Raw genomic sequence first — 19,675 nt, forward strand, 5'->3', positions numbered from 1 at the left:
GCCCCATCGGCTCGTCCCGCGGTCGCAGTGCGCCCTTCCGGCGCTTGTCCCGGCCTCCCCGGATGCCAACCGTGCAGCCGTGTCATTCGCGGGCCATTCCGCCTGGGAGGTTTCCATGAACCACAAGACGCATGACCGTCACGACCACGTCCACGCCGCGGGCTGTGGCCACCCCGCCATCCAGCACCAGGACCATGTGGACTACCTGCATGACGGGCACCTGCACCACGCGCACTCGGACCACACGGACGAATGCACCCTGTCCGAGGACACCCGGAACCCCGCGCGCTGTACGCCACAACATGCCTGCGGCGCGCATGAGAGCGCCCACCGTCATGGGCCCACCTGCGGCCATGCGGCGGCCCCCCATGGGGACCACGTGGACTACCTCGTCGATGGGCATCTGCATCACCCGCACGACGGCCACTGCGACGACCACGGCAAGGTGCAGGTGCTGGGCTGAGACATACACGAGCAGGGACTCCCGTCATGGGAGGCCCCGCCTCGCGCGTGCCATCCAGTGGGTGCCGCCTCCAGGTGGTGGTCGCCGGCGCCTGCCGCGTCAGACGGTCCACGCGCTGCTTGCACAGCTTGCCCGCGACGTGCCGGCCTGCGGGCCTCGCCTCGAGCTTGAGGCGACGTCTCTTGCTGCGCCAGACCGCCCACGCACTGCTTGCACAGCTCGCCTGCGACGTGCCGGCCTGCGGGCCTCGCCTCGAGCTTGAGGCGACGTCTCTTGCTGCGCCAGACCGCCCACGCACTGCTTGCACAGCTCGCCTGCGACGTGCCGACCTGCGGGCCCCGCCTCGAGCTTGAGGCGACGTCTCTTGCTGCGACAGACCGCCCACGCACTGCTTGCACAGCTCGCCCGCGACGTGCCGGCCTGCGGGCCTCGCCTCGAGCTTGAGGAGACGTCCACTGCTGCGCCAGGCGTTCCACGAACTGCTCGCGCGCCTCGCCCGCGACGTGCCCGGTCTGCCCCCATCAAGCTTGAGGCGATGACCCCTGCTGCGCCTGGCGTTCCACGAGCTGCTTGCGCACCTCGTCCATGTCGAGCGCGCGCACCTGACGGATGAGGTCATCGAGCGCGCTGGCCGGCAGCGCCCCCGCCTGCTCGAACAACATGATTCCGTCCCGGAAGACCATCAGCGTGGGGATGGAGCGGATGGCGAACGCGCCCGCGAGCTCCGCCTCCCGGTCGGTGTCGAGCTTCCCGAAGACGATGTCCGGATTCTTCGTGCTCGCCTGTTCGAAGACAGGCGCGAAGGTGCGGCACGGCGCGCACCAGTCGGCCCACCAGTCGAGGAGGACGATTCCCTCCTTCGAGACGATTTCCTTGAAGTTGGCCTTGGTGATGTCGGTGGTTGCCATGCCCTGACACTGGGCCCTCCCCCCCAGAGGCGCCAGTGTCAGGATGTGGCCAGCCAGGCTCCCCCCAGGGCCTGACTCCCAGTCGCCTTCAGCCCACCGCGGCGGCCCATGACAGGTGGGCCGCCGGCACGGCAATCGGGCTCAGCCCCAGATGCTCGCCCGGCCCATGAACTGCGCCAGGTCCAGCCGGTTCGACTGCGTCTCACGCCGGGGCGCCTTCGCGGTGAAAGACTCCAGGTCCTGCAGGCTGATGTGGACCTCCTTGCTGGACTTGGACTTGCTGGCGCCCTGGTCCACCGAGCGCAGCGCGGTGGGGTGGTCGAGCAGGAACTGCGCCGCCTCGCGCAGCTCCCGCGGCGCGCCGCTCTTCGGGTCGGCCACGCGCTTGAGCTCCGACAGGCCGATGTTGTTGTCGCCCGCGCCCTTGCCCTTGGCGTTCATGCCGACGCCCTCGGCGAAGGCGAAGTGCTCCTTGAGCGTCTGGGCGGCCTTGTAGACGTCCATGGGGCCCTGACGGTCGGCGCCGAAGGACGGGCGGAACTGCGGACCGAACGAGGGGCCGCACAGGTCCAGCCGCGGCGGCAGGTTGGGACGGTGGGGGTTGGGGCCGCACGGGCCGCCGAAGCCGCCGCCGAACCCGGAGCCGAACAGCGGCGGACGCTGCGGGAAGGCGGGCCGCTGGGGTCCCCCGCAGTCCGAGGCATTCTTGGCATGCGCCTGGAGGTCCGCCTTGCTCAGGTGCACCTCGTGCTTGCCGCCATGGGCCTTGCTGGCGCCCTGGTCCAGCGAGCGCAGGGCAATGGGGTGGTCGAGCATCCACTTCGCTGCGGCGCGGACCTCGGCCGGAAAGCCACTGTTCGGGTCCGCCACGCGCTTGAGCTCCGACGTCCCGATGTTGGCGTCCCCGGCGCCCTTGCCGCTGGCGTTCATGCCCACGCCCTCGACGGCGTCGAAGTGCTTGAGCACCGTCTGCGCCGCCTTGGACGGGTCCATCGACCGGTAGGCGGCCTGGAAGTTGTCCGACGGGCCGCAGCCACGGGTGTTGCCGGAGAAGCCGTTGCACTGGATGGACTTCGCGATGGACACGCTCATGGTCATGACTCCTGATTGAGATTGCTGCGATGGTTTGGATTGGGGGCGAGTGGCTGTTTCAGCCGAAAGCCCCGCGCGCTGACTACATGCACATTCTCTATCCGACCCGCGCGTTGTTTCCTGCGGTGTTTTTATTTGTTTTCCGCGCGCGCCAGGGGGAAACGAACCGCAATTCAAACACAAACACGCCCATCCACGAGCCGTCTGTCCATTCAAGACAAGACATCGCGGATGGGCGCCAGGATGCTGGTGTTATCGAAGCGAGCCCAGTCCACTGCAGTGGACATGCCAGGGCCCTCCAGGGGCATTGCCCCGGCGGAGAGCCCGCGCGCTAGAGGAGGAACGAGCGCCGGGCGGGCCCGGGCGCCTGATAACGGCGGTTGTCAGGTGGCAACAACAGTTGTCACCCCCTCCCCTGCATAGGCGAGGTGGTAGCCTGCCGGCCGTGGCGCACCCTGGCGACAACGACATGGAGCCCGACGAGCTGGTCCAGACGGCGCCCGTCCCCATGGCGCGGCGGGGCCCCCTGCGGCTGAAGCTGCTGGTGCTCTCCGGGGAGCAGGCGGGCCAGAGCCACCCCCTGCGGCCGGGCGTGCTCAGACTCGGCACGGCGCCGACGTGCGACCTCGTCTTGACGGACCGCGTCGTCTCCCGACAGCACCTGCAACTGGAGGTGACGGAGGACCGGGTGGTGGCCACCGACCTGGGCTCGCGCAACGGCTCCTTCTTCGAAGGCGTCCGCTTCACCGAGCTGGAGGTGCGCCCCGGCGCGGTGCTGACGCTGGGCACCGTCGTCCTCAAGGTGGTGCCGGAGGACTCGCGGGAGCGGCCCATGCCGTTGTCCTCCCGCCAGCGCTTCGGCGCGCTCGTCGGTGCCAGCGTGAAGATGCGCGAGCTCTTCACCATTCTGGAGCGGGTGGCCGCGGGCGGCGGGGACGTGCTCGTCCAGGGAGAGACGGGCACGGGCAAGGAGCTGTGCGCGGAGGCCATCCATCAAGAAGGCCCGCGTGCCGGTGGCCCCTTCGTCATCGTGGACATCGCCGGGATTCCGCCCTCCTTGATGGAGTCCGAGCTCTTCGGCCACGTGAAGGGGGCCTTCACGGGCGCCCAGGGAGAGCGGGCGGGCGCCTTCGAGCGCGCCCAGGGCGGCACCGTCTTCCTGGACGAAGTGGGCGAGCTGCCCCTGGAGCTGCAACCGCGTCTCCTGCGCGTCCTGGAGCGCCGGCAGGTGAAGCGGGTGGGCGCCAATGACTACCGCATGGTGGACATGCGCGTCGTCGCGGCCACGCACGTGGACCTGGAGCAGGCCGTCCAGCAGGGCCGCTTCCGCAAGGACCTCTATCACCGGCTGGCGGTGCTCAAGGTCGTCCCGCCACCGCTGCGGGAGCGCGTCGAGGACCTGCCGCTGCTCATCGACGCCATGCTGGAGCGGCTGGGCCGCCCGCCCAGTGCCCTGTCCGAGCAGACGCGCGCGCTGCTGGCCCAGTACCCGTGGCCGGGCAACGTGCGCGAGCTGCGCAACGTGGTGGAGCAGGCCATCCACCTGGGCGAGGACACCCTCCCGCCCCTGGAGCCGCCCTCAGGGTCCACCCGGCTCCCGGCGGCCATTCCAGAGGCGGAGCTGCCCTTCAAGGAAGCCAAGGAGCGGCTCATCGAGGTCTTCGAGCGGGACTACCTCCAGGGCCTCATCACCCGGTGCGACCGGAACATCTCCCGAGCGGCCCGCGAGGCGGGCATCGCCCGCGTCTACCTGCGCAAGCTGCTCACCAAGCACGGCATGATGCTCGGGGACGACGACAACACCCGGGATTGAGCGAGGAACACGCCCCATGCGACCGCCACTTCGGGCCCAGCCCCTCACGAAAGAGGCCTTCGCGCCGTTCGGCGACGTCATCGGGCTGGAGCTCGCGGGCGGCACCAGCGCCAACCAGGGCACGGCCACGCGCTTCGACAGGGTGGCGAACCTGACGGGCAGCCGGCCCCAGGCCCAGCCCAACCTCGCCGTGTTCCGCTCGGTGGCGAAGTCGCTGCCCTTCGAGGTGCGGCTGCTGGAGCGCCACCCCTGCTCCACGCAGATGTTCGTGGCGCTCGCGTGTCAGCGCTTCCTGGTGGTCGTCTGTCCGGACGACGCACGCGGCGAGCCGGACCTGGACCGGCTGCAAGCCTTCGTCTGTGGCCCGGGCCATGGCGTGAACTACCGCCCCGGCCAGTGGCACCATCCCATCATCGCGCTGGACGGTCCCGCGGACCTGCTGATGCTGGCCTGGGAGGATGGGTCCGCCCAGGACTGCGAGGAGCGCCCCCTGGCCACGCCCCTGCTCGTCACCAGCGACTGACCGGCCCTGCCCGTTCGGGACTCAGCGCGTCTGCGACTCGCGGCTGGGCTCACGCGTCGAGTGGATGCTCTGGAAGCCCGCGATGCACCGCGGCACCGAGTCGGAGTACGGACCACCGGAATAGAGCATGTCGATGCCATCGCGCGGCATGAGCGTCAGTCGTCGACGTCGTTCACGACGTTCGTCGGAATGCCCGGCGGGACGCGGTTGCCCTCCAGGTCGGTGAGCGTCTTCGTGGAGACGAGCCAGATATCCAGCGTGTCATCGACGTCGATGTTCCCCGCACAGGCCATCGTGAGCTGGCATTCGGGGCACGCGCCCACGACACCGAGCTGCCGGGTGACCCAGCTGGGCAGTCCCTCGAGCGTCACGGGACGGATGCGCTCATCCCTCGAGCGCTCCACGCCGATGCCCACGGCATCCTCCCCCACGCTCGCCTCCGCCGTGTCACGTGCCGCCACCGGTCCTACAGCCGTGAAGTATGCGTAGCGATTGCCACGTTCGGGGATGAAGCCCACCTTCGAGATGGTGAGCGCATAGGCACCGTGCTCGGCATGGTAGCTGCGCTGGGCGTCGAAGAACGCGCGCAGGTTCGCCTTGCACTCCCACTGCTTGGAGCGCACGGGCAGCTTGTTGTAGTTGGGAATCGCAATGGCGGCCAGGAAGCCGAGGCACGGGCAGAGGAAGAGGACGCCCAGCGCGGCCCACACGCCCCCCAGGCGCGTCACCCACGAGCGAGCCGGCACGGTCGCCACGTTCCCACACTCACAGGTGACGATGACGCCCGGGGAAAGCCCCGTGACGTCCATGAGGCTGCCGCACTTCGGGCACTCCAGCTTCGCCATGTCCTGGATTCCCCCTGGAAGCGCGCGAGTCCTGCACGCAGACGCGCAACGTACCATGGCCACCCGCCAGCCCACGGGCGGGTGCGACGACCGGGGAGATGGACGCACCACCCGTCCTGGCCGCTAGACTGCGCCCGTGCCCAAACCCCTGCTCGAACTGGACGCAACACCCGAACGCCTGCGCGCACTCGCTGACGCGGGGGTGCTGACGCCCGCCGCGCTCGAGCGCGCGATGCACGTGTCCTTCGCGTCTCCCCCTCGGACGGACTGGCGACGCTTCCTGTCCACCACGCTGATGGGCCTGGGCGTGCTGCTGGTGCTCTCGGGCGTCATCTACTTCTTCGCGTACAACTGGGCGGACATGCACCGCTTCGCGAAGCTGGGCCTCATCGCCGCGGCGATTGTCGGCGCGGCGCTGAGCGCGTGGAAGCAAGGCGAGACGCTCGGCGGGCGGATGTCGCTCCTGGCGGCCTCGGTGCTCGTGGGCGCGCTGCTGGCCGTGTACGGGCAGGCCTACCAGACGGGAGCGGACCCGTATGAGCTGTTCATCGGATGGACCGTGCTCATCGTGCCCTGGGTGGCAGTGTCCCGCTTCACGCCCCTGTGGCTGCTGGCGTTGGTGCTGGTCAACACCGGCATCGGCCTCTACTGGGAGCAGGTGCTGAACACGGGGTGGGACAAGAACTACTGGCTCGCGGTGGTGTTGGGCGGAGGCAACGGCTTCGCCTGGGCCACCTACGAGCACTTCGCCAACCTGCGCGTGCCCTGGCTCCAGGCCCGCTGGGCGCCCCGCGTGCTCGCGGTGATGACCGTGGCGCCGCTGCTCGCCGCGTCGGTGCCGTTCGCCGCCAGCCCTTCGAGCGCGCCCTCCGGCGCTTCGGCGGCGCTGCTGCTCGTCCTGGCCTCGCTCGCGGCCGAGTACGCGCTGCACCGGCACCTGAAGGGCGAGCTGTTCATGCTCACGCTCGGCGCGCTGAGCGTCATGACGCTCCTGACGTCCGGTGCCGTCGGCGTTGTCTTCGACTCCTTCTCCAGCGTGGACGAGGTCGGCCTCTTCCTGCTGCCCCTCTTCGTCATCGCCCAGCTGGCGCTCGCCGTGTGGTGGCTGCGGCACGAGGCCCGCGTCACCGGCGCCACGGAGGAGTCCTGACATGGGCCTGCGACCTTCCTTGCAGGACGTGCTGAATACGCTCCAGGCCGAAGGCCAGCTCGCCCCCGACGCGGTGGCGCAGGCCCGGTCCGCCCTGGAGGCCCATCAGCGCAAGTCGGATGCCGTGCCCTGGTTCGTGAAGGCGTTCGCCGGCGCGGGCGCCTGGATGGCCGCGGTGTTCGTGCTGAGCTTCTTCGCGTGTACGGGCCTCATGGATGAGGAGGTGGCGATGGGCGTCGTCGGCGTCATCCTCTGTGTCTGCGCGACCCTGCTCCGCCGCGTCACGCGAGGCGTCTTCGTGGAGCAGTTGGCGCTGGCCCTGTGTCTGGCCGGTGCCATCATGGCGTCCGTATTCTTCGGCATCGAAGCCAGGAGCGAGGTGCTCATCGCGGTGCTGGCGCTGGTCATCAGCGCCGTGCTGCTCGTCACCTACCCCGATGCCATCCTCCACTTCCTGAGCACCTGGGGCATGATCGGCGCTGCCAGCTTCCTCACGGCGAGGTTCGCGGGCAGGTACGGCGTGGACCTGCTGCTGCTGGGCTGCACGGTGCTGATGCACGTCCTCTTCCTGGAGCAGGCCCGCCTGCGCCAGGGGCCCCTGGGTGAGCGGGTGGGGCCCGTGGCGTTCGCGCTGGCGAGCACCGTACCGGCGGCGACGTTTTCGAGAGGAATCGTGGGCATGTTCGGCCAGGTCCTGGGCAACACCGCCGAGCTCCCGGTGGGCGCGCTCACCCTGGGGCTGACGGCCCTGACGCTGTACTCGGCCTGGCGGGTGCTGCGGGAGCTGGACATCGACCCCACCGGCGTGGCCGGAGCAGCGGTGTTCGCGGCCCTCGCGCTGCTGGCCGTGCTCACGCTCCAGACGCCGGCGGTCATCACCGCCGTGGGCATGATGCTGCTCGGCTTCCACCGACGCAGCAGCCTGCTGCTTGGCCTCGCGGTGGCGTTCCTGCTCGCGGCGGGCAGCTGGTACTACTACGACCTGAGCCTCACGCTGCTGGCCAAGTCGCTGACGTTGATGGGCAGCGGCCTGGTGTTCCTGGGCCTGCGCGCGTTCATGCTGAGGCGCTTCCCCGCCCCGGCGACGGAGGTGCGGTGATGCTGAGGACCGCGGTCATCTTCGGCGGGCTGGCCCTCGCGCTGCTCGTCCCCACGGGGCTCGTCATCCAGAAGGAGCGCATCCTGCGCTCGGGAAAGGTGGTGCTGCTGGAGCTGGCGCCGGTGGACCCTCGCTCGTTGATGCAGGGCGACTACATGGTGCTGGACTACGCCATCAGCCAGGCCCGGAGGGGGGAGCTCGCCTCCATCCCCGCGGATGGGCGTCTGGTGCTGAAGCTGGACCCGAATGGCGTGGGCACCTTCGCGCGCCTCGACACGTCCGGCACGCCGCTGGCGCCCGATGAAGCGAAGCTCCGCTACCGCGTGCGCGCGGGGCGCTTCCGCCTGGGCGCGGAGTCCTTCTTCTTCCAGGAAGGCCACGCCAGCCGCTACGAGGACGCCCGCTACGGCGAGCTCCGCGTGGCGGAGGACGGCACCAGCGTGCTGGTGGGCCTGCGGGACGCCCAGCGGCAGCCCATGGGCCGCTGACGCTCCCCCAGCCTGGGACACACGGGTCCACTTCCCCACACTCACCGCAACTCGCGAAAGGGCCAGGGCTTGCTCTCCAGCGGCCTTTCGTGCATCATCATTTTGATTTCGATATTCAAAATCAAAATCAAGGATAACGACGATGGTTGGTCAGGGATGCGGCAAGACGGTGCTGGCGCGAGGTCCGTGCGCGGAAGTGACGCGGTGCTCCTGCGGGCACATCCACCTGGCCATGGGGCCGGTGACGATTCGCGTGGAGGAAGAGGTTCTGCGCGCCATCGGCATGACGCTGGCGGAGGCGCTCCATCAACTGGGGACGCCGCTGGAGTCCCACTCGAACGAGGACACCGGGCCCATGGCGCTGAGCGCGCTGGCCGGCGGCGGATGGAAGCAGTGAGCGCCACCGGCACGTTGCGCCTGCCCCGGACGGACGTGTCCGCGCGAGTGAAGCGGCTGGTGGCGCCGGAGCGCCCGGCGTCCTCGCCGCTGTCCGCGGGCCCTTCCCCGCTGTCCGTCCTGCTGGCGGAGGGGACGGCGAAGCTGGCGGAGCAGGCGGAGCGCTCGCTCTTCATCCAGTCCCTCTACTTCGACGCGTGGGAGGGGGGCCTCTATGGCCAGTACGTGCGGGCCCAGCACTACGTGAGCCACCTGCGCCAGCTCCACGCGCTCTACACGGCCTTCGAGAGCGCGCTGCCGCACGTCATGGGCACCCCGCTCACGACGGTGCTGCTGCTGCCCGAGCTGCGCCTGGCCTCCGCGCTCGAGGCGGACCTGACGTACTTCTGCGGCGACTCCCGCCCGGACACCCTGGCCTGCCTGGAGACGCGGCTTCACGCCGAGCGCCTCCGGGAGGTGGCCGAGGAGGCGCCCCACCTGCTGGTGGCACACGCCTACGCGCGCTGCGTGCTGGACGTCTTCGCCGGGCACCGCCGGGCACAGCGCATCGCGGCCGCCTTCGAGCTGGCGGAGGGCCAGGGCACCACCTTCTACGGCACCGTACCCGAGGCGGAGCTGGCCGCCTTCCGCGTCCGCTTCCACTCGCGCATCGACGGGCTGGAGCTGGACGAGGACGAGGCGCGCGAGGTGGTGCAGGAGGCGCGCATGGCCTTCCGGCTCCACGCGCTCGTCTGTGACGAGCTGGCGCGCGGGGCCACGGGCATGGCCGCGGGCCCCCACGCCGACGCCCGGTAACCCGGGCGCCGAGGCTCAGGCGGCCTCGACCTCCGACAGCAGGTCCGAGAAGGGCGAGCCCTCCTCGCCCAGGGCCTTGTAGAGCGAGTCCACCTTCTCCAGCTCGCGCTTGAGCGCCTTGTGGTGGTTGCGGTTCTTCACCAGGCTCTCGCGCCCCAGCAGCTTGAAGCCCTCGTCGCGGCCCACCTGGCGGATGGCCAGGCCCAGCACCATGCCGCGGAAGGCATCCGCCAGGTCCAGGTCCAGCGGGGTGCTGCGGCGGCGCGCCTCCGCGACGAAGGCCTGGGCCGCCGCGCGCAGCGCCTCCGGAAGCGGCCGGGCGCCCGGCGCCTGCTCGTAGTCCAGCGCCCGCGCGACGTGCTTCTCATGAAGCACCAGCTCGCCCGAGGCGTCCGCGTGCTCCACCATGGCCAGCGTGTAGGCGCGACGGACGATGTTGTCGAGCTGCCGCAGGTTGCCGGGCCAGGGGCTCCCCACCAGCAGCCGCTCGGCCTCCTTCACCAGGCGGGCGCGGCCCTCCGGCGAGCGCTCGCGGTGCCGGCGGTTGACCATGTACTGCGCCCATAGGGGGATTTCGTCCTGGCGCTCCTGCAGGGGCGGCATGCGCACCGGCAGCACGTTGACGCGGTAGTAGAGGTCCTCGCGGAAGCGGCCGGCGCGCACCTCCGCGTGCAGGTCCGCGTTGGTGCCGATGATGAAGCGCACATCCGCCTGCCGCTCACCGGTGCCCTCGCCCAGCGGGCGGTAGCTGCGGGACTCCAGCAGGTGCAGCAGCCCCGCCTGCGCCTTGAGCGACAGCTTGTCGATTTCGTCGATGAAGAGCGTGCCGCCGTCCGCGCGGGCCACGCTGCCGGGCGCGTCGCGCACCGCGCCAGTGAAGGCACCCTTCTTCCAACCGAAGAGCTCCGCCATCTGGAGGTCCTCGGGCACCGTCACCAGGTCCAGCGTCTCGAAGGGCTTGCCACGGCGGTTGGAGCGCTCATGGCACCAGCGCGCCAGGCGCGACTTGCCCGCGCCGGTGGCGCCGCTGATGAGGATGGTCTCATCCTGGAGCGCGAAGACGCGGAGGATGGGCAACAGCTCCGCCATGGAGCGCCCCACCACCGGGAGGAACTCGTCCACCTCCGGCTGCGCCGCCGGCCGCTGCGGCAGCCGCGCCAGGTAGGGCGCCGCCACGTCCGCCAACAGCTGGAGCCGGTCCCCCGCCTCCATCCACACGAACTCCTGTCCCATGGCGGCCAGGCAGTCCGCCTCCAGCGAGATCATTCCCTCGATGGTGCCCCCGGGCGTGCGCAGCGGCAGCACGCACACGTGCGTCGCATGGCGGCCGAGGAAGCGCTGCCGGCTCTCATGGCTGTTGAAGCCCGCCAGGCCCGGGTCCCCCGTCACCGGCGCGTTGGGGGCGTGGGGCTGCACCGTGCCGACATTCACGTCGATGGACACCGCGCACCGGTGCTCCACCACCGCGCGCCACGCCGTGGCCGAGGTGAAGAAGGGCGTCCCTACATTGGCATCCGTAATCTCCGCCGCGCCCACCTCCAGCGCGGCCAGGCTGCGGTAGGCCTCCCCGGGGCGCAGGTGGACGATGCCGCGGAGCACCCGGCCTCGGGCTGCGTACCGACTGGACGCAACAGCCTCCTGGGCAACGGCCTGCAACCGCCGGAGGGTGGCGGCCGCCGCGGTCTCGAAGTCCCTGGCTCCCCGCAAATCCGTGAGGAGTTGCGCCATCTCGTCTTGCATCCACTCGCCTCCGTCCAAGGCCCTCTGACGGGCTCCGTCAGTCAGGAACCACATCAGGGGGACGGAGTGTAGCGGAGATGAAGAACGCGGAAGGAGCGGCCCCTCCTTCCGCGTTCCCGAGACTCCGAGACTGCGGGGCTGCCCGGTCTCCCGGAGCGCCACGCCGCAGCGCCATGCGCGTGGCATGCCACCCAGCGCTTTTTCGTGTTTTCAAGGGGATGACGGGCCGCGACGCCTCCCCAAGGCACCCTGGCGCGTTCCAAGCGGACGCGGCTGCGTCCCAACAGGACGCAGCGCCCTGAAAACCCCACCACGAGTACGCCCCGGGCCTCTCCTGAACGGCCTCAGCGTGAAATCTTGCGCCGTTTCTCGACCACGGAAGCCCCGCGCGGCGCTTTCCGGACGGACGCAGGCGCCGGCGAAGGGGTGTCCACGGGCTCGGACGCGGGGTCCGGCTGGAGGACGAAGACGCGGTCCAACCGGAGGCTGCCCCGCGTCACAGGTGCGTCGATGTCGTAGTCGAAGGTGAAGCAGGCCCGCACCCGCATCCCCGCGTCGCGGAACAGCTTCGCGGCCTGTGCGGCGCTGTAGGTACGGAAGAACCACTGCGTCTCGATGAGCCAGTCCTTGTCCGGTCCGGTGACGCGCAGGCGGTTGCGCATGGCCGAGCGCCGCGCCCGGCGCTCCGGCAGGCCCTCGTTCGTGTTGCACACGACGCGGTCCGCGCCCACCTGCCCCACCCAGCGCTCGTGCTCGGGACGGGCGCGCTCGTAGTCCGTGAGGTGGAAGCCGAGCACGTAGATGCCGTCCGGCTTCAGGAGCCGCCGCGTGCCCACCAGGTGCTGGCGCGCCGCGGCCTCGCTGTCCAGGTAGCGGAAGGTCGACACGAGGCAGTGCGCCAGGTCCACCTGCCCCTCCAGCGACGGGTCCGCGAAGGCCTCCATGCGCGACGGGCCGAGCTTCACGCGGCGACGCTGCGCCGGCGTGAGGCGCTTGCGCGCATGGTCCAGCATCGCCTCGGAGATGTCATAGCCCACCACCCGCAGGCCCCGGCGCGCGGCCTCCTCCACCAGCCGCCCCGCGCCACAGGCGGGCTCGAGCCACAGCTTGCCGCCGGTGCCGAAGCGCTCGCTGAGCGTCTGGAGGAAGTCCACCTCGCGCACGGTGTCGGTGCCGAAGATGGCTTCGTAGTACTGCGGGTGCTCGTACCAGTCAGTGCGTTTTTCCATGAGGGGACGCCCGCTCGCGGGCGTGGGCATCCTCCGGTCCTCCGCCATGAAAGCAAGAAGAAGGCTGCCCGCGCGCCACGCCTCAGGGCGGAGCGCTCGCCGCGTCCTTCAGCGCGTCGCCCACGCGCGACTCCGCCGCGTCCAGCAGTCGAGAGGCCAGCCGCATGAAGTCGGCCTCCGTCACGATGCCCACCAGCGCGCCCTTCCCGTCCACCACCGGGAGGCAGCCGAAGCGGTGCTCGAGGAGCAGGTGGATGGCCTCGCGCACCGGCAGGTCCGGCGTCACCGTCTCCAGCTCACGCGTCATGATGTCGCCCATTGTCACCGGCGGCGCTCCGGAGGACGCGGGGTGACGCGCCAGGGCGCGGATGAGGTCCCGGTGGCTCACCAGGCCCACCAGCTTCCCGCCGCGCAGCACGGGCAGGTGGCGGATGTGCTGGAGCTTCAGCAGGTCGTCCCCCTGGAGCACCCCGTCCGTCTCCTGGAGCGTGGTGACGTCGCGGGTCATCAACTCTCCCACGGTGAGCATGGCGTGGCCTCCTCGCGCCCGCGGCCCGAGGACACCCGGAGCCGTCTCCTGAGGGTGCGACGGCTCCGGGCAGCGCGCACCCGTTCACGGGCACGCGAGCGGGCGACCGCCCCGTGGGCAGCCGGGTGGACGGCGCGGGCCCGGGGCGCTCAGTGCTCGGGGTGGCCGGGATGTCCCATGAGCCGCGCGAGCAGGAACATCAGCAGCAGGCCCACGAAGAGCGCCAGCACGTTGCGGCCCGGCTGGTCCTTGCCCTGCCGGTGCACGTGCGGCAGCAGGTCCGACACGGCGATGTAGAGGAACGTGCCGGCGGAGAAGGCCAGCGCCTTGGCCGCGAGGCTCTCGAACTGCAGCATCGCGTCGAAGAGGAAGTAGAGCAGCGCGCCGGCCGGCACCATCAACCCGTACAGCGTGGACAGCGAGAGGATGGAAGCCCGCGAGCGCCCCTCTGACTTGAGGATGGAGGCCAACGACAGCGCCGAGGGCACCTTGTGCGCGACGATGGCCAACAGCGCCATGCCCCCCACGCCCTCCTCCACCGCCGAGCCGAGCGCAATCCCGTCGAAGAGCGTGTGGGTGGACAACCCCAGGAACGCGGTGAGCCCCAGCACGTGTCCCGGGTGCGGCGGGTGCCCGGAAGCCGCCACCGCGTCGCCGGAACAATCCTCGCCCGCGTGCGCGACGAGGTAGCGCTCCAGCACCAGCAGGAAGGCGAAGCCCGCGGGGACCAGCGCGAAGGCCCACCATCCGCCGCCGGAGTACGCCTCCGGCAGCATGTGGAAGAAGGCCGCCCCCAGCATCACGCCCGCGGCGAAAGCCAGGAAGCGCACCAGATGCGTGGGCCGGTCGTTCAGGATGACGACCACTGCGCCAGCCAGCGCGCCGAGGACGATGATGAGGGAGTACAGGGCCACCGTGGCCAGGACCGGCGACATGGGGCGCGCACCCTACATCAAAAATCCGATTCAGTAGCGCCGCACCACCAGGACCCCGATTCGGCCCGGCTTCACCTCCACCGGGTGCTCCGTCGTCTGTCCCCAGCTCGTCACACGCACGGTGTGGCTCCCAGCGGACACACGGAAGCGCGCCACCTGGAACTCCGCCGGCAGGGAGAGCCAGGATCGCAGGTCTGGCGCATTCACCGCGTTGAGCACGAGAAACGTCAGCGCGCCCAGCTCACCGCTCTTGGTCAACGCCCCCACCCCCGCCGCCACACCTGCCTTCACCGCCACGCCCGCGAGCTGCTTCGCCAGCAGGCGTCCAATCCGGTCGTCCAGGTGGACCACGGCCACGTCCGCCAGCGACGTCACCGTCACCGCCTGCTGGGACTGGCCCTCCAGTGCGACATTCACCGGCGGCGCCAGCCCTCGCGTCCGGTAGACGGGCACTTCAATCAGGGCTCCGCCGTCACCGCCGTCCCGGGAGCCGCGCTGCTTCTCCGGAGACAGACCGGCCTCCACCACGACGATGAGCTGCCCCTCGCCCGGCGCCAGCGGCTCGTGCGGCACGTCCGGGTACTTCGCCAGCAGCTCCGCGTACATGTCGTCGCGGCCCACCTTCTTCGCCAGCCGCAGCAGGGGCTCCGCCAGTGCCTCCTTGCGGGGCGCAATCTCGTAGGCCTTCGCGTAGTCGATGTACGCCGAGTCCCAGTCCCGCTGGTCCTCCCGGATGACGCCGCCCAGGTAGCGCGCGATGGCGAGCTGCTCGTAGGGCTTCTTCTCCTCGGCAATCATCTTCTCCAGGCGGTCGTTGACCTGGCGCACCTCCACCATGGCCGCTTCGTCGTCGCCCAGCTCGACGTAGTTGAGCGCCTGGAGGACGGAGATCATCAGCTTCTCGAAGTCCTCCCCCTTGTAGGCGCGCTGGCGCTCGTTGGTGACGAGCGTCTTCGCCTCCTCGCTCACGGAGACGCTGTCGAGCTGCTCGCTGAGCCGCTCCGCCTCCTCGAGCACGGCGTTGCTCTCCGCCCACTGGCCGGCGGCGTGCAGCACCATGCCCTTGTCCATCAGCACCAGCAGCCGGTCCTGCTGCGGGCCGTCCTTCGCCGCGGCCTCCAGGCTCTCCAGCGCGCGCGAGTAGTCCCCCTGCTGGTACGCAGACCGCACGCCGCGTGTACGCGCGACATAGTCACCCGCGCAGCCAGACGACAGGAGGAGCACACTCGCGAGCGCGAGCGCGCCCCACCCGCTCAGGCGGATGGGGCTCCGGGAGAGAGAGGACATGATGGAGGGGAAGGCCCGTTACCAGCTGACGCCGCGCTTCTCGAACTTCTTGCGAATCTGCTTCTCGTCCGTCCACTCGATGAGGCCGGTGCGCACGTTGCTCAGCTTCGCGGTCATCTTGTAGTAGACGAGCTTGTCCCGGCCGACCTCCTGGATGATGGACGCGAGGTCGCCCGTCATCAGGAAGTCCACGGAGATCTGCTGGCCCGGCCCCTTGGCGGTGTTCGGGTCCACGTAGCCGGACTGCTGGTACTCGTACTCCTCCGCGATGTCCTGGCGCGCCTGCTGGTCCACCAGCGCGAAGCGGCCCGTCTGCGCCAGCGCCGTCTGAATCTTGTCCCCCAGCGAGCGCATGTCGATGTGCTCGGAGGTGCTGTTCTTCAGCTTGCCGACGAGGACGATGGGCAGCGAGCCGTCCGGCCGGGGCTGGGCGAAGCGCGGCGAGTTGGCGAGCGAGTCCGCCATCTTCTTCGCGATGAGCTGCAGGTCGTTCTCGTTGAAGCGGTCCGACAGCATCTCGATGGTGTTCGGGTCCTCGTAGGTCCCACGCGTGAAGGCGCGCGGCCCCGAGCACGCGGTGAGCGAGGCGGCGAGACAGGCGGAGAGCAGCAGGCGGCGGGTGTTCATGGTGCGGGTCACTCCTAGTTCCATTCGCATTCGAAGCGGCTGCCTTCGAAGTTCCACTTGTGGGCGAGCACCGCGTCACGGCGGTACCCCGCCGTCAGGCGGCAGACGCTCTGCAGTGAGGCGCGAGGGTAGTCGAAGGTGTAGCTCTGCGCCTTCGCCAGCTCCTGCGAGGTGAGCTGGGACGGATGCGTGAGCGTGGGGCTGGCGCTGGCGGCCACCAGCACGTGGTGCTTGCCATAGGTGCGCAGCGGCACCTGGCCCGCGAGCTGGACGCGGCGCACGGTGCGCGCCACCAGGATGTCGCTGCGGTCCACCATCGTCTCGTGGCTGTTGCGGCGGCGCAGCAACTCCGGGATGTTGGCGCTGAAGACGCGGGTGATGTCCCCGTCCTCCACGAAGAAGTAGAGGAAGCCCTCGCGCGCGGAGCGGCTCTCGCCCGTGAAGTCCAGCGTCACCAGCAGGTTCAGGAAGCGGTTGGGCGCCAGGCCGTGCCGCGACACCGCGGCCAGCACGTCCTTGTTCACGCCGGCCTTCTTGAGGCGGATGAGCCCGTCCGCGCTGGCGTCACAGGCGCACCGGCGCTCCTCGATCATCTTCACGATTTGCGCGGGCTCGAAGCCGGCCTGGGACAGCTTGGTCAGCTCCTCGTCGGTGAGGGGGAGCTGGTCGGAGCGCTCGTAGAGGCGCGGCAGCTGGTTCGGGTCCCACTGGATGATGTTGTAGGTCTGCACGTCTCCGGCGGGAAACGGCAGATTCACCTGCGGGCTTCCGCGCCCGGAAACGGAGACGGGCGCCTGGCTGGCGGCCAGCGCCAGCGTGGCGGCGAGCAACTGGGCAATCATGACGGAGCCTCCCCTCTAGAACTTGTAGCCCACGGACATGCCCAGCCGGTGCGTGACGCCGCCACCGCCAATGGGGATGTCCGGGGTGTAGTTGAGGGCCATGAGGATGTTCTCGCGATCCCCCAGGAGGATTTCGGCGCCCACCTGCGGGGAGATGCCGAAGCGCAGGCCCTCGCCCTCCGGAATGACGATGGCGCCGGCCTTGAGGCCCGCGGTGAACACCAGCGGCCAGCCCCAGGTCCGGAAGCGCGGGCCGACCATGCCGACGAAGCGGCCGCCGTCGAACACGTAGGCGCCGCTCACGTCGAGCTGGTACCAGTCCGCGCCCCACAGCGACAGCGTGGCGCCCACGAACAGCGGCGGTCCCTCGGGCGCGCCCCGGGGTGGCTCCCGGGAGTTGATGGCCGCGCCCCAGTCGAGCTGGAGCGACACGCTCCGTCCGCCCGGACCGCTGTAGCCGCCCTTGCCGTATTCGGACTCCTCTGGCCCGTCCGTACGGCCTCGGGACTGGGCACTGGCGGTCAGCGGCACGGTGGCGGCCAGCATCGCAAGGGCCCCACACAACCTGACATGACGCATCATCTCGAAGACTCCCCCGGGCGGTAGGTGCGAAATTCCGACGCTTGGACAGCGCGGCCGGCCGAATATTCAAGACCGCCTGCTCCCAGGCAAGGACTCCCTGCACCTGGGGGCAGCAGGCCTCAGGCCCGGGGCGGCACGGGCGGGGCGACGGGCGAGGCCGGCTCCAGCGACGAGGCCAGCTCCGGCGGCGGGAAGGGGCGGGCCTCCGTGCGGGTGACGGGCAGCCACAGGGGATGCGCGCGCAGGAAGGCCACCAGCTTCTCACGCACCAGCGCACGCAGGTCGAAGAGCTTGCTGAAGTCCGACACGCTGACGAGCGCGCGCACGGTGAGGGTCCGGTCCAGCACGTCCATGACGACCACCGTCGCCACGCGGCCGTCCCACATGTCCTTGCCCTCGTTCTCCAGGATGCGGCGGAGCTCCGCCCGGAGCGCGTCGATGTCCGTCTGGAAATCCACCTGGAGGATGACGGGCCCCAGCATCTCCGGGTTCCCCTTGCTCCAGTTCTGGAAGGGCTTGTCCAGGAACTGGGTGATGGGGATGACCAGGCGGCGCTGGTCCCAGGTCCGCAGCACCACGTAGGTGAGCGTGATGCGCTCCACCGTGCCCCACTCCCCCTCGGTGATGAGGGTGTCCCCGATGCTGATGGGCTGGGTGATGGAGAGCTGGATGCCGGCCAGCAGCGTGCCAATGGACTTCTGCGCGGCGAGGCCGAGCACCAGGCCGGCGATACCGGCGGAGGCCAGCAGCGACACACCGACGTTGCGCACCACCTCGAACTGGATGAGCAGCAGCGCCGCGGCGATGACGTAGGTGGCCACCTCGAAGATGGCCCGGAGCACCACCAGCTGCGTGCTCACGCTGCGCGCCCGCGACGCGTCCTTCATCTCCGACGACAAGCGGCTCTGCACGAAGGTGGCGGAGACGTGGAGGATGCGCAGGACGGCCCAGGCCAGCGCCACGACGCTCAGCGAGTAGCCCACCCGCAGGAAGACACCCTGCGCCGGACGCGGCAGCCGCAGCAGCAGCGTGCCCACCACCAGCAGCGCGGAGAAGGTGAGCAGCTTCACCGGCCCCTTCCCCGAGGAGACCACGTTGTCCTCCCAGGTGAACCGGGTCCACCGTGCCAGCCGGCGGGCGAAGGCCAGCACCAGTCGCTCCAGCAGCGCCGCGAGCCCCGCGCTGCCCAGCAGGGTCACCAGCAGGCCCAGCCACTGCCACGGCTCCAGCCCCAGCACCGTGTCACTGAAGAAGAAGGCCGGCAGGAACCCCACCAGGCGGGGGCCATACTCCGCGAAGAGCGGATCCACCTGCCGCACCGTGGACTCGTTGAAGACCCACACCAGCCCCTCTTCCGAGGGGACGCGCTGGACGCGGATGGGGATGGTGTTGCCCTGCAGGGGGATGGTGCCCAGCTGGTCGTAGCGCGCGTTGGACGGGTCTCCCTCCGGCTCCTTGCTCAGCGAGCCCACGTCCACGGGCAGCTTGCGGTCCAGCACGAACTTGAGCGCGCGGGCCAGCTGGACGCCGCGCTCCGCCTGCTCGGCGCGGGGGATGTAGTCCAGGTCCAGGTAGTGCGCCGCCGTGGCGTAGTCCCCGCGGTGCGCGGCGGACAGGAAGCCCTGGACGGCGGCCTGCGGCGTCTGGCGGTCCACGTTGGGCGGGGGCGTTCCAAGGCCTGCGTTGAGCGCGGCGGCAGGCAGGCTCCACAGCAGTCCCAGGGTCAGGACGAGTGCTCTCTGAGTCCAACTGTCACGGTGCATCATGGCTGACTTCCATATCCCCTTTTGGATGTCTCACTGGAAAGAAGTCAGCCCTGGCGCCCTGGTGGGCGACCGTGCGCCGGTGGACACCCGAAATCAGGGAAACACGGGCGCCCGGAGCGCATGGGAAAGCGTTGGTGTGGCGCGTGGGGGTAGGATAGAAACGGGACCAAGGAAGGTCGCCGTGTCCGAGAAGCGAAGAATCCTCCTGATTGACGACAGCGAGATTACGCTCGCCATGGAGAAGGCCGTGCTCGAGGCGCGCGGCTACGAGGTCATCGCCACCTCGACGCTCATGGAGTTCGAGAAGACGCTGCAGGCCTGGCGCCCGGACCTCATCCTCACCGACATTCACATGCCCGAGGCCAAGGGCACAGACATCTGCCGCACGCTCAAGAACGAGTACGGCACGCAGGACATCCCCATCGTCCTCTTCTCCAGCCTCCCGGACGACGAGCTGTCCAAGCTGGCCGAGCAGGTGGGTGCCGATGGCTCCCTGTCCAAGGTGAATGGACTGGAGGCCATGGGCGAGAAGATCGACGAACTGGTGCAGAGCATCCTCTGGTGAG

General features: G+C 70.0%; 22 protein-coding genes. 9 read left to right on the forward strand and 13 right to left on the reverse strand.

What is annotated here, in order from left to right:
* The first annotated feature begins 115 nt into the window (after positions 1 to 115).
* The gene (locus VZL07_RS04765; RefSeq protein ID WP_426754143.1) at positions 116 to 463 is read left to right on the forward strand and encodes a hypothetical protein; all 348 of its coding nucleotides are present in this window, start codon (positions 116 to 118) and stop codon (positions 461 to 463) included.
* 521 nt (positions 464 to 984) lie between these two features.
* Here the strand turns inward: VZL07_RS04765 and trxA are convergent.
* Positions 985 to 1,371: a thioredoxin gene (gene trxA, locus VZL07_RS04770; RefSeq protein ID WP_426754144.1), complete on the reverse strand. Its 387-nt coding sequence runs from the start codon at positions 1,369 to 1,371 to the stop codon at positions 985 to 987.
* A gap of 141 nt (positions 1,372 to 1,512) precedes the next feature.
* Complete coding sequence (locus tag VZL07_RS04775; RefSeq protein ID WP_426754145.1) at positions 1,513 to 2,463, reverse strand: hypothetical protein; 951 nt, start codon at positions 2,461 to 2,463, stop codon at positions 1,513 to 1,515.
* A 469-nt stretch (positions 2,464 to 2,932) separates the two neighbouring features.
* Here VZL07_RS04775 and VZL07_RS04780 point away from each other — a divergent pair, with 469 nt between their 5' ends.
* Both VZL07_RS04780 and VZL07_RS04785 read left to right on the forward strand, forming a co-directional pair.
* Entirely contained in the window at positions 2,933 to 4,276 is a 1,344-nt protein-coding gene (locus tag VZL07_RS04780; RefSeq protein WP_426757233.1) for a sigma 54-interacting transcriptional regulator, read from the forward strand.
* A gap of 16 nt (positions 4,277 to 4,292) precedes the next feature.
* Positions 4,293 to 4,799: an ureidoglycolate lyase gene (locus VZL07_RS04785; protein ID WP_426754146.1), complete on the forward strand. Its 507-nt coding sequence runs from the start codon at positions 4,293 to 4,295 to the stop codon at positions 4,797 to 4,799.
* 21 nt (positions 4,800 to 4,820) lie between these two features.
* On the opposite strand, the gene VZL07_RS04790 is transcribed toward VZL07_RS04785, so the two are convergent.
* Complete coding sequence (locus VZL07_RS04790) at positions 4,821 to 4,949, reverse strand: hypothetical protein (RefSeq protein WP_426754147.1); 129 nt, start codon at positions 4,947 to 4,949, stop codon at positions 4,821 to 4,823.
* Between the two features lie 5 nt (positions 4,950 to 4,954).
* Entirely contained in the window at positions 4,955 to 5,644 is a 690-nt protein-coding gene (locus tag VZL07_RS04795) for a type IV pilin protein (RefSeq protein WP_426754148.1), read from the reverse strand.
* Between the two features lie 136 nt (positions 5,645 to 5,780).
* Between VZL07_RS04795 and VZL07_RS04800 the strand changes: the two genes are divergently transcribed.
* From VZL07_RS04800 to VZL07_RS04820, 5 genes are all read left to right on the forward strand, one after another.
* Positions 5,781 to 6,794 carry a DUF2157 domain-containing protein gene (locus VZL07_RS04800; protein ID WP_426754149.1) on the forward strand — a complete coding sequence of 338 codons (1,014 nt, stop codon included), beginning with the start codon at positions 5,781 to 5,783 and terminating at the stop codon, positions 6,792 to 6,794.
* Between the two features lies 1 nt (position 6,795).
* Positions 6,796 to 7,893, forward strand: coding sequence for a DUF4401 domain-containing protein (locus VZL07_RS04805; protein ID WP_426754150.1), 1,098 nt, complete (start codon positions 6,796 to 6,798; stop codon positions 7,891 to 7,893).
* Complete coding sequence (locus tag VZL07_RS04810; RefSeq protein ID WP_426754151.1) at positions 7,893 to 8,381, forward strand: GDYXXLXY domain-containing protein; 489 nt, start codon at positions 7,893 to 7,895, stop codon at positions 8,379 to 8,381. Before VZL07_RS04805 ends, VZL07_RS04810 begins: the two co-directional genes overlap by 1 nt.
* Before the next feature lie 142 nt (positions 8,382 to 8,523).
* On the forward strand, positions 8,524 to 8,778 hold the full coding sequence (locus VZL07_RS04815) for a hypothetical protein (RefSeq protein WP_426754152.1): 255 nt from the start codon (positions 8,524 to 8,526) through the stop codon (positions 8,776 to 8,778).
* Entirely contained in the window at positions 8,775 to 9,572 is a 798-nt protein-coding gene (locus VZL07_RS04820; RefSeq protein WP_426754153.1) for a heme oxygenase (biliverdin-producing), read from the forward strand. Before VZL07_RS04815 ends, VZL07_RS04820 begins: the two co-directional genes overlap by 4 nt.
* A gap of 15 nt (positions 9,573 to 9,587) precedes the next feature.
* On the opposite strand, the gene VZL07_RS04825 is transcribed toward VZL07_RS04820, so the two are convergent.
* The 9 genes from VZL07_RS04825 to VZL07_RS04865 all read right to left on the reverse strand — a co-directional run bounded on the left by VZL07_RS04825 (position 9,588) and on the right by VZL07_RS04865 (position 19,109).
* Positions 9,588 to 11,312, reverse strand: a complete 1,725-nt coding sequence (locus tag VZL07_RS04825) for a sigma-54-dependent transcriptional regulator (protein WP_426754154.1) — start codon at positions 11,310 to 11,312, stop codon at positions 9,588 to 9,590.
* Between the two features lie 344 nt (positions 11,313 to 11,656).
* Entirely contained in the window at positions 11,657 to 12,541 is an 885-nt protein-coding gene (locus VZL07_RS04830) for a class I SAM-dependent methyltransferase (protein ID WP_426754155.1), read from the reverse strand.
* An 82-nt stretch (positions 12,542 to 12,623) separates the two neighbouring features.
* Positions 12,624 to 13,070, reverse strand: coding sequence for a CBS domain-containing protein (locus VZL07_RS04835; protein WP_426754156.1), 447 nt, complete (start codon positions 13,068 to 13,070; stop codon positions 12,624 to 12,626).
* Between the two features lie 149 nt (positions 13,071 to 13,219).
* Complete coding sequence (locus VZL07_RS04840; protein ID WP_426754157.1) at positions 13,220 to 14,005, reverse strand: ZIP family metal transporter; 786 nt, start codon at positions 14,003 to 14,005, stop codon at positions 13,220 to 13,222.
* A 30-nt stretch (positions 14,006 to 14,035) separates the two neighbouring features.
* Positions 14,036 to 15,292: a COG3014 family protein gene (locus VZL07_RS04845; RefSeq protein ID WP_426754158.1), complete on the reverse strand. Its 1,257-nt coding sequence runs from the start codon at positions 15,290 to 15,292 to the stop codon at positions 14,036 to 14,038.
* An 18-nt stretch (positions 15,293 to 15,310) separates the two neighbouring features.
* Positions 15,311 to 15,919: a penicillin-binding protein activator LpoB gene (lpoB, locus tag VZL07_RS04850; protein ID WP_426754159.1), complete on the reverse strand. Its 609-nt coding sequence runs from the start codon at positions 15,917 to 15,919 to the stop codon at positions 15,311 to 15,313.
* 14 nt (positions 15,920 to 15,933) lie between these two features.
* On the reverse strand, positions 15,934 to 16,761 hold the full coding sequence (locus VZL07_RS04855; protein ID WP_426754160.1) for a hypothetical protein: 828 nt from the start codon (positions 16,759 to 16,761) through the stop codon (positions 15,934 to 15,936).
* A 15-nt stretch (positions 16,762 to 16,776) separates the two neighbouring features.
* Positions 16,777 to 17,343, reverse strand: coding sequence for a hypothetical protein (locus VZL07_RS04860; RefSeq protein WP_426754161.1), 567 nt, complete (start codon positions 17,341 to 17,343; stop codon positions 16,777 to 16,779).
* A 119-nt stretch (positions 17,344 to 17,462) separates the two neighbouring features.
* The gene (locus VZL07_RS04865) at positions 17,463 to 19,109 is read right to left on the reverse strand and encodes a mechanosensitive ion channel family protein (protein WP_426754162.1); all 1,647 of its coding nucleotides are present in this window, start codon (positions 19,107 to 19,109) and stop codon (positions 17,463 to 17,465) included.
* A 181-nt stretch (positions 19,110 to 19,290) separates the two neighbouring features.
* On the opposite strand from VZL07_RS04865, the gene VZL07_RS04870 reads away from it, so the two are divergent.
* Positions 19,291 to 19,674, forward strand: a complete 384-nt coding sequence (locus VZL07_RS04870; RefSeq protein ID WP_426754163.1) for a response regulator — start codon at positions 19,291 to 19,293, stop codon at positions 19,672 to 19,674.
* The last annotated feature ends 1 nt before the right edge of the window (position 19,675 follow it).

This window comes from Pseudomyxococcus flavus (genome assembly GCF_050038885.1).
Classification (GTDB): Bacteria; Myxococcota; Myxococcia; order Myxococcales; family Myxococcaceae; genus Myxococcus; species Myxococcus flavus.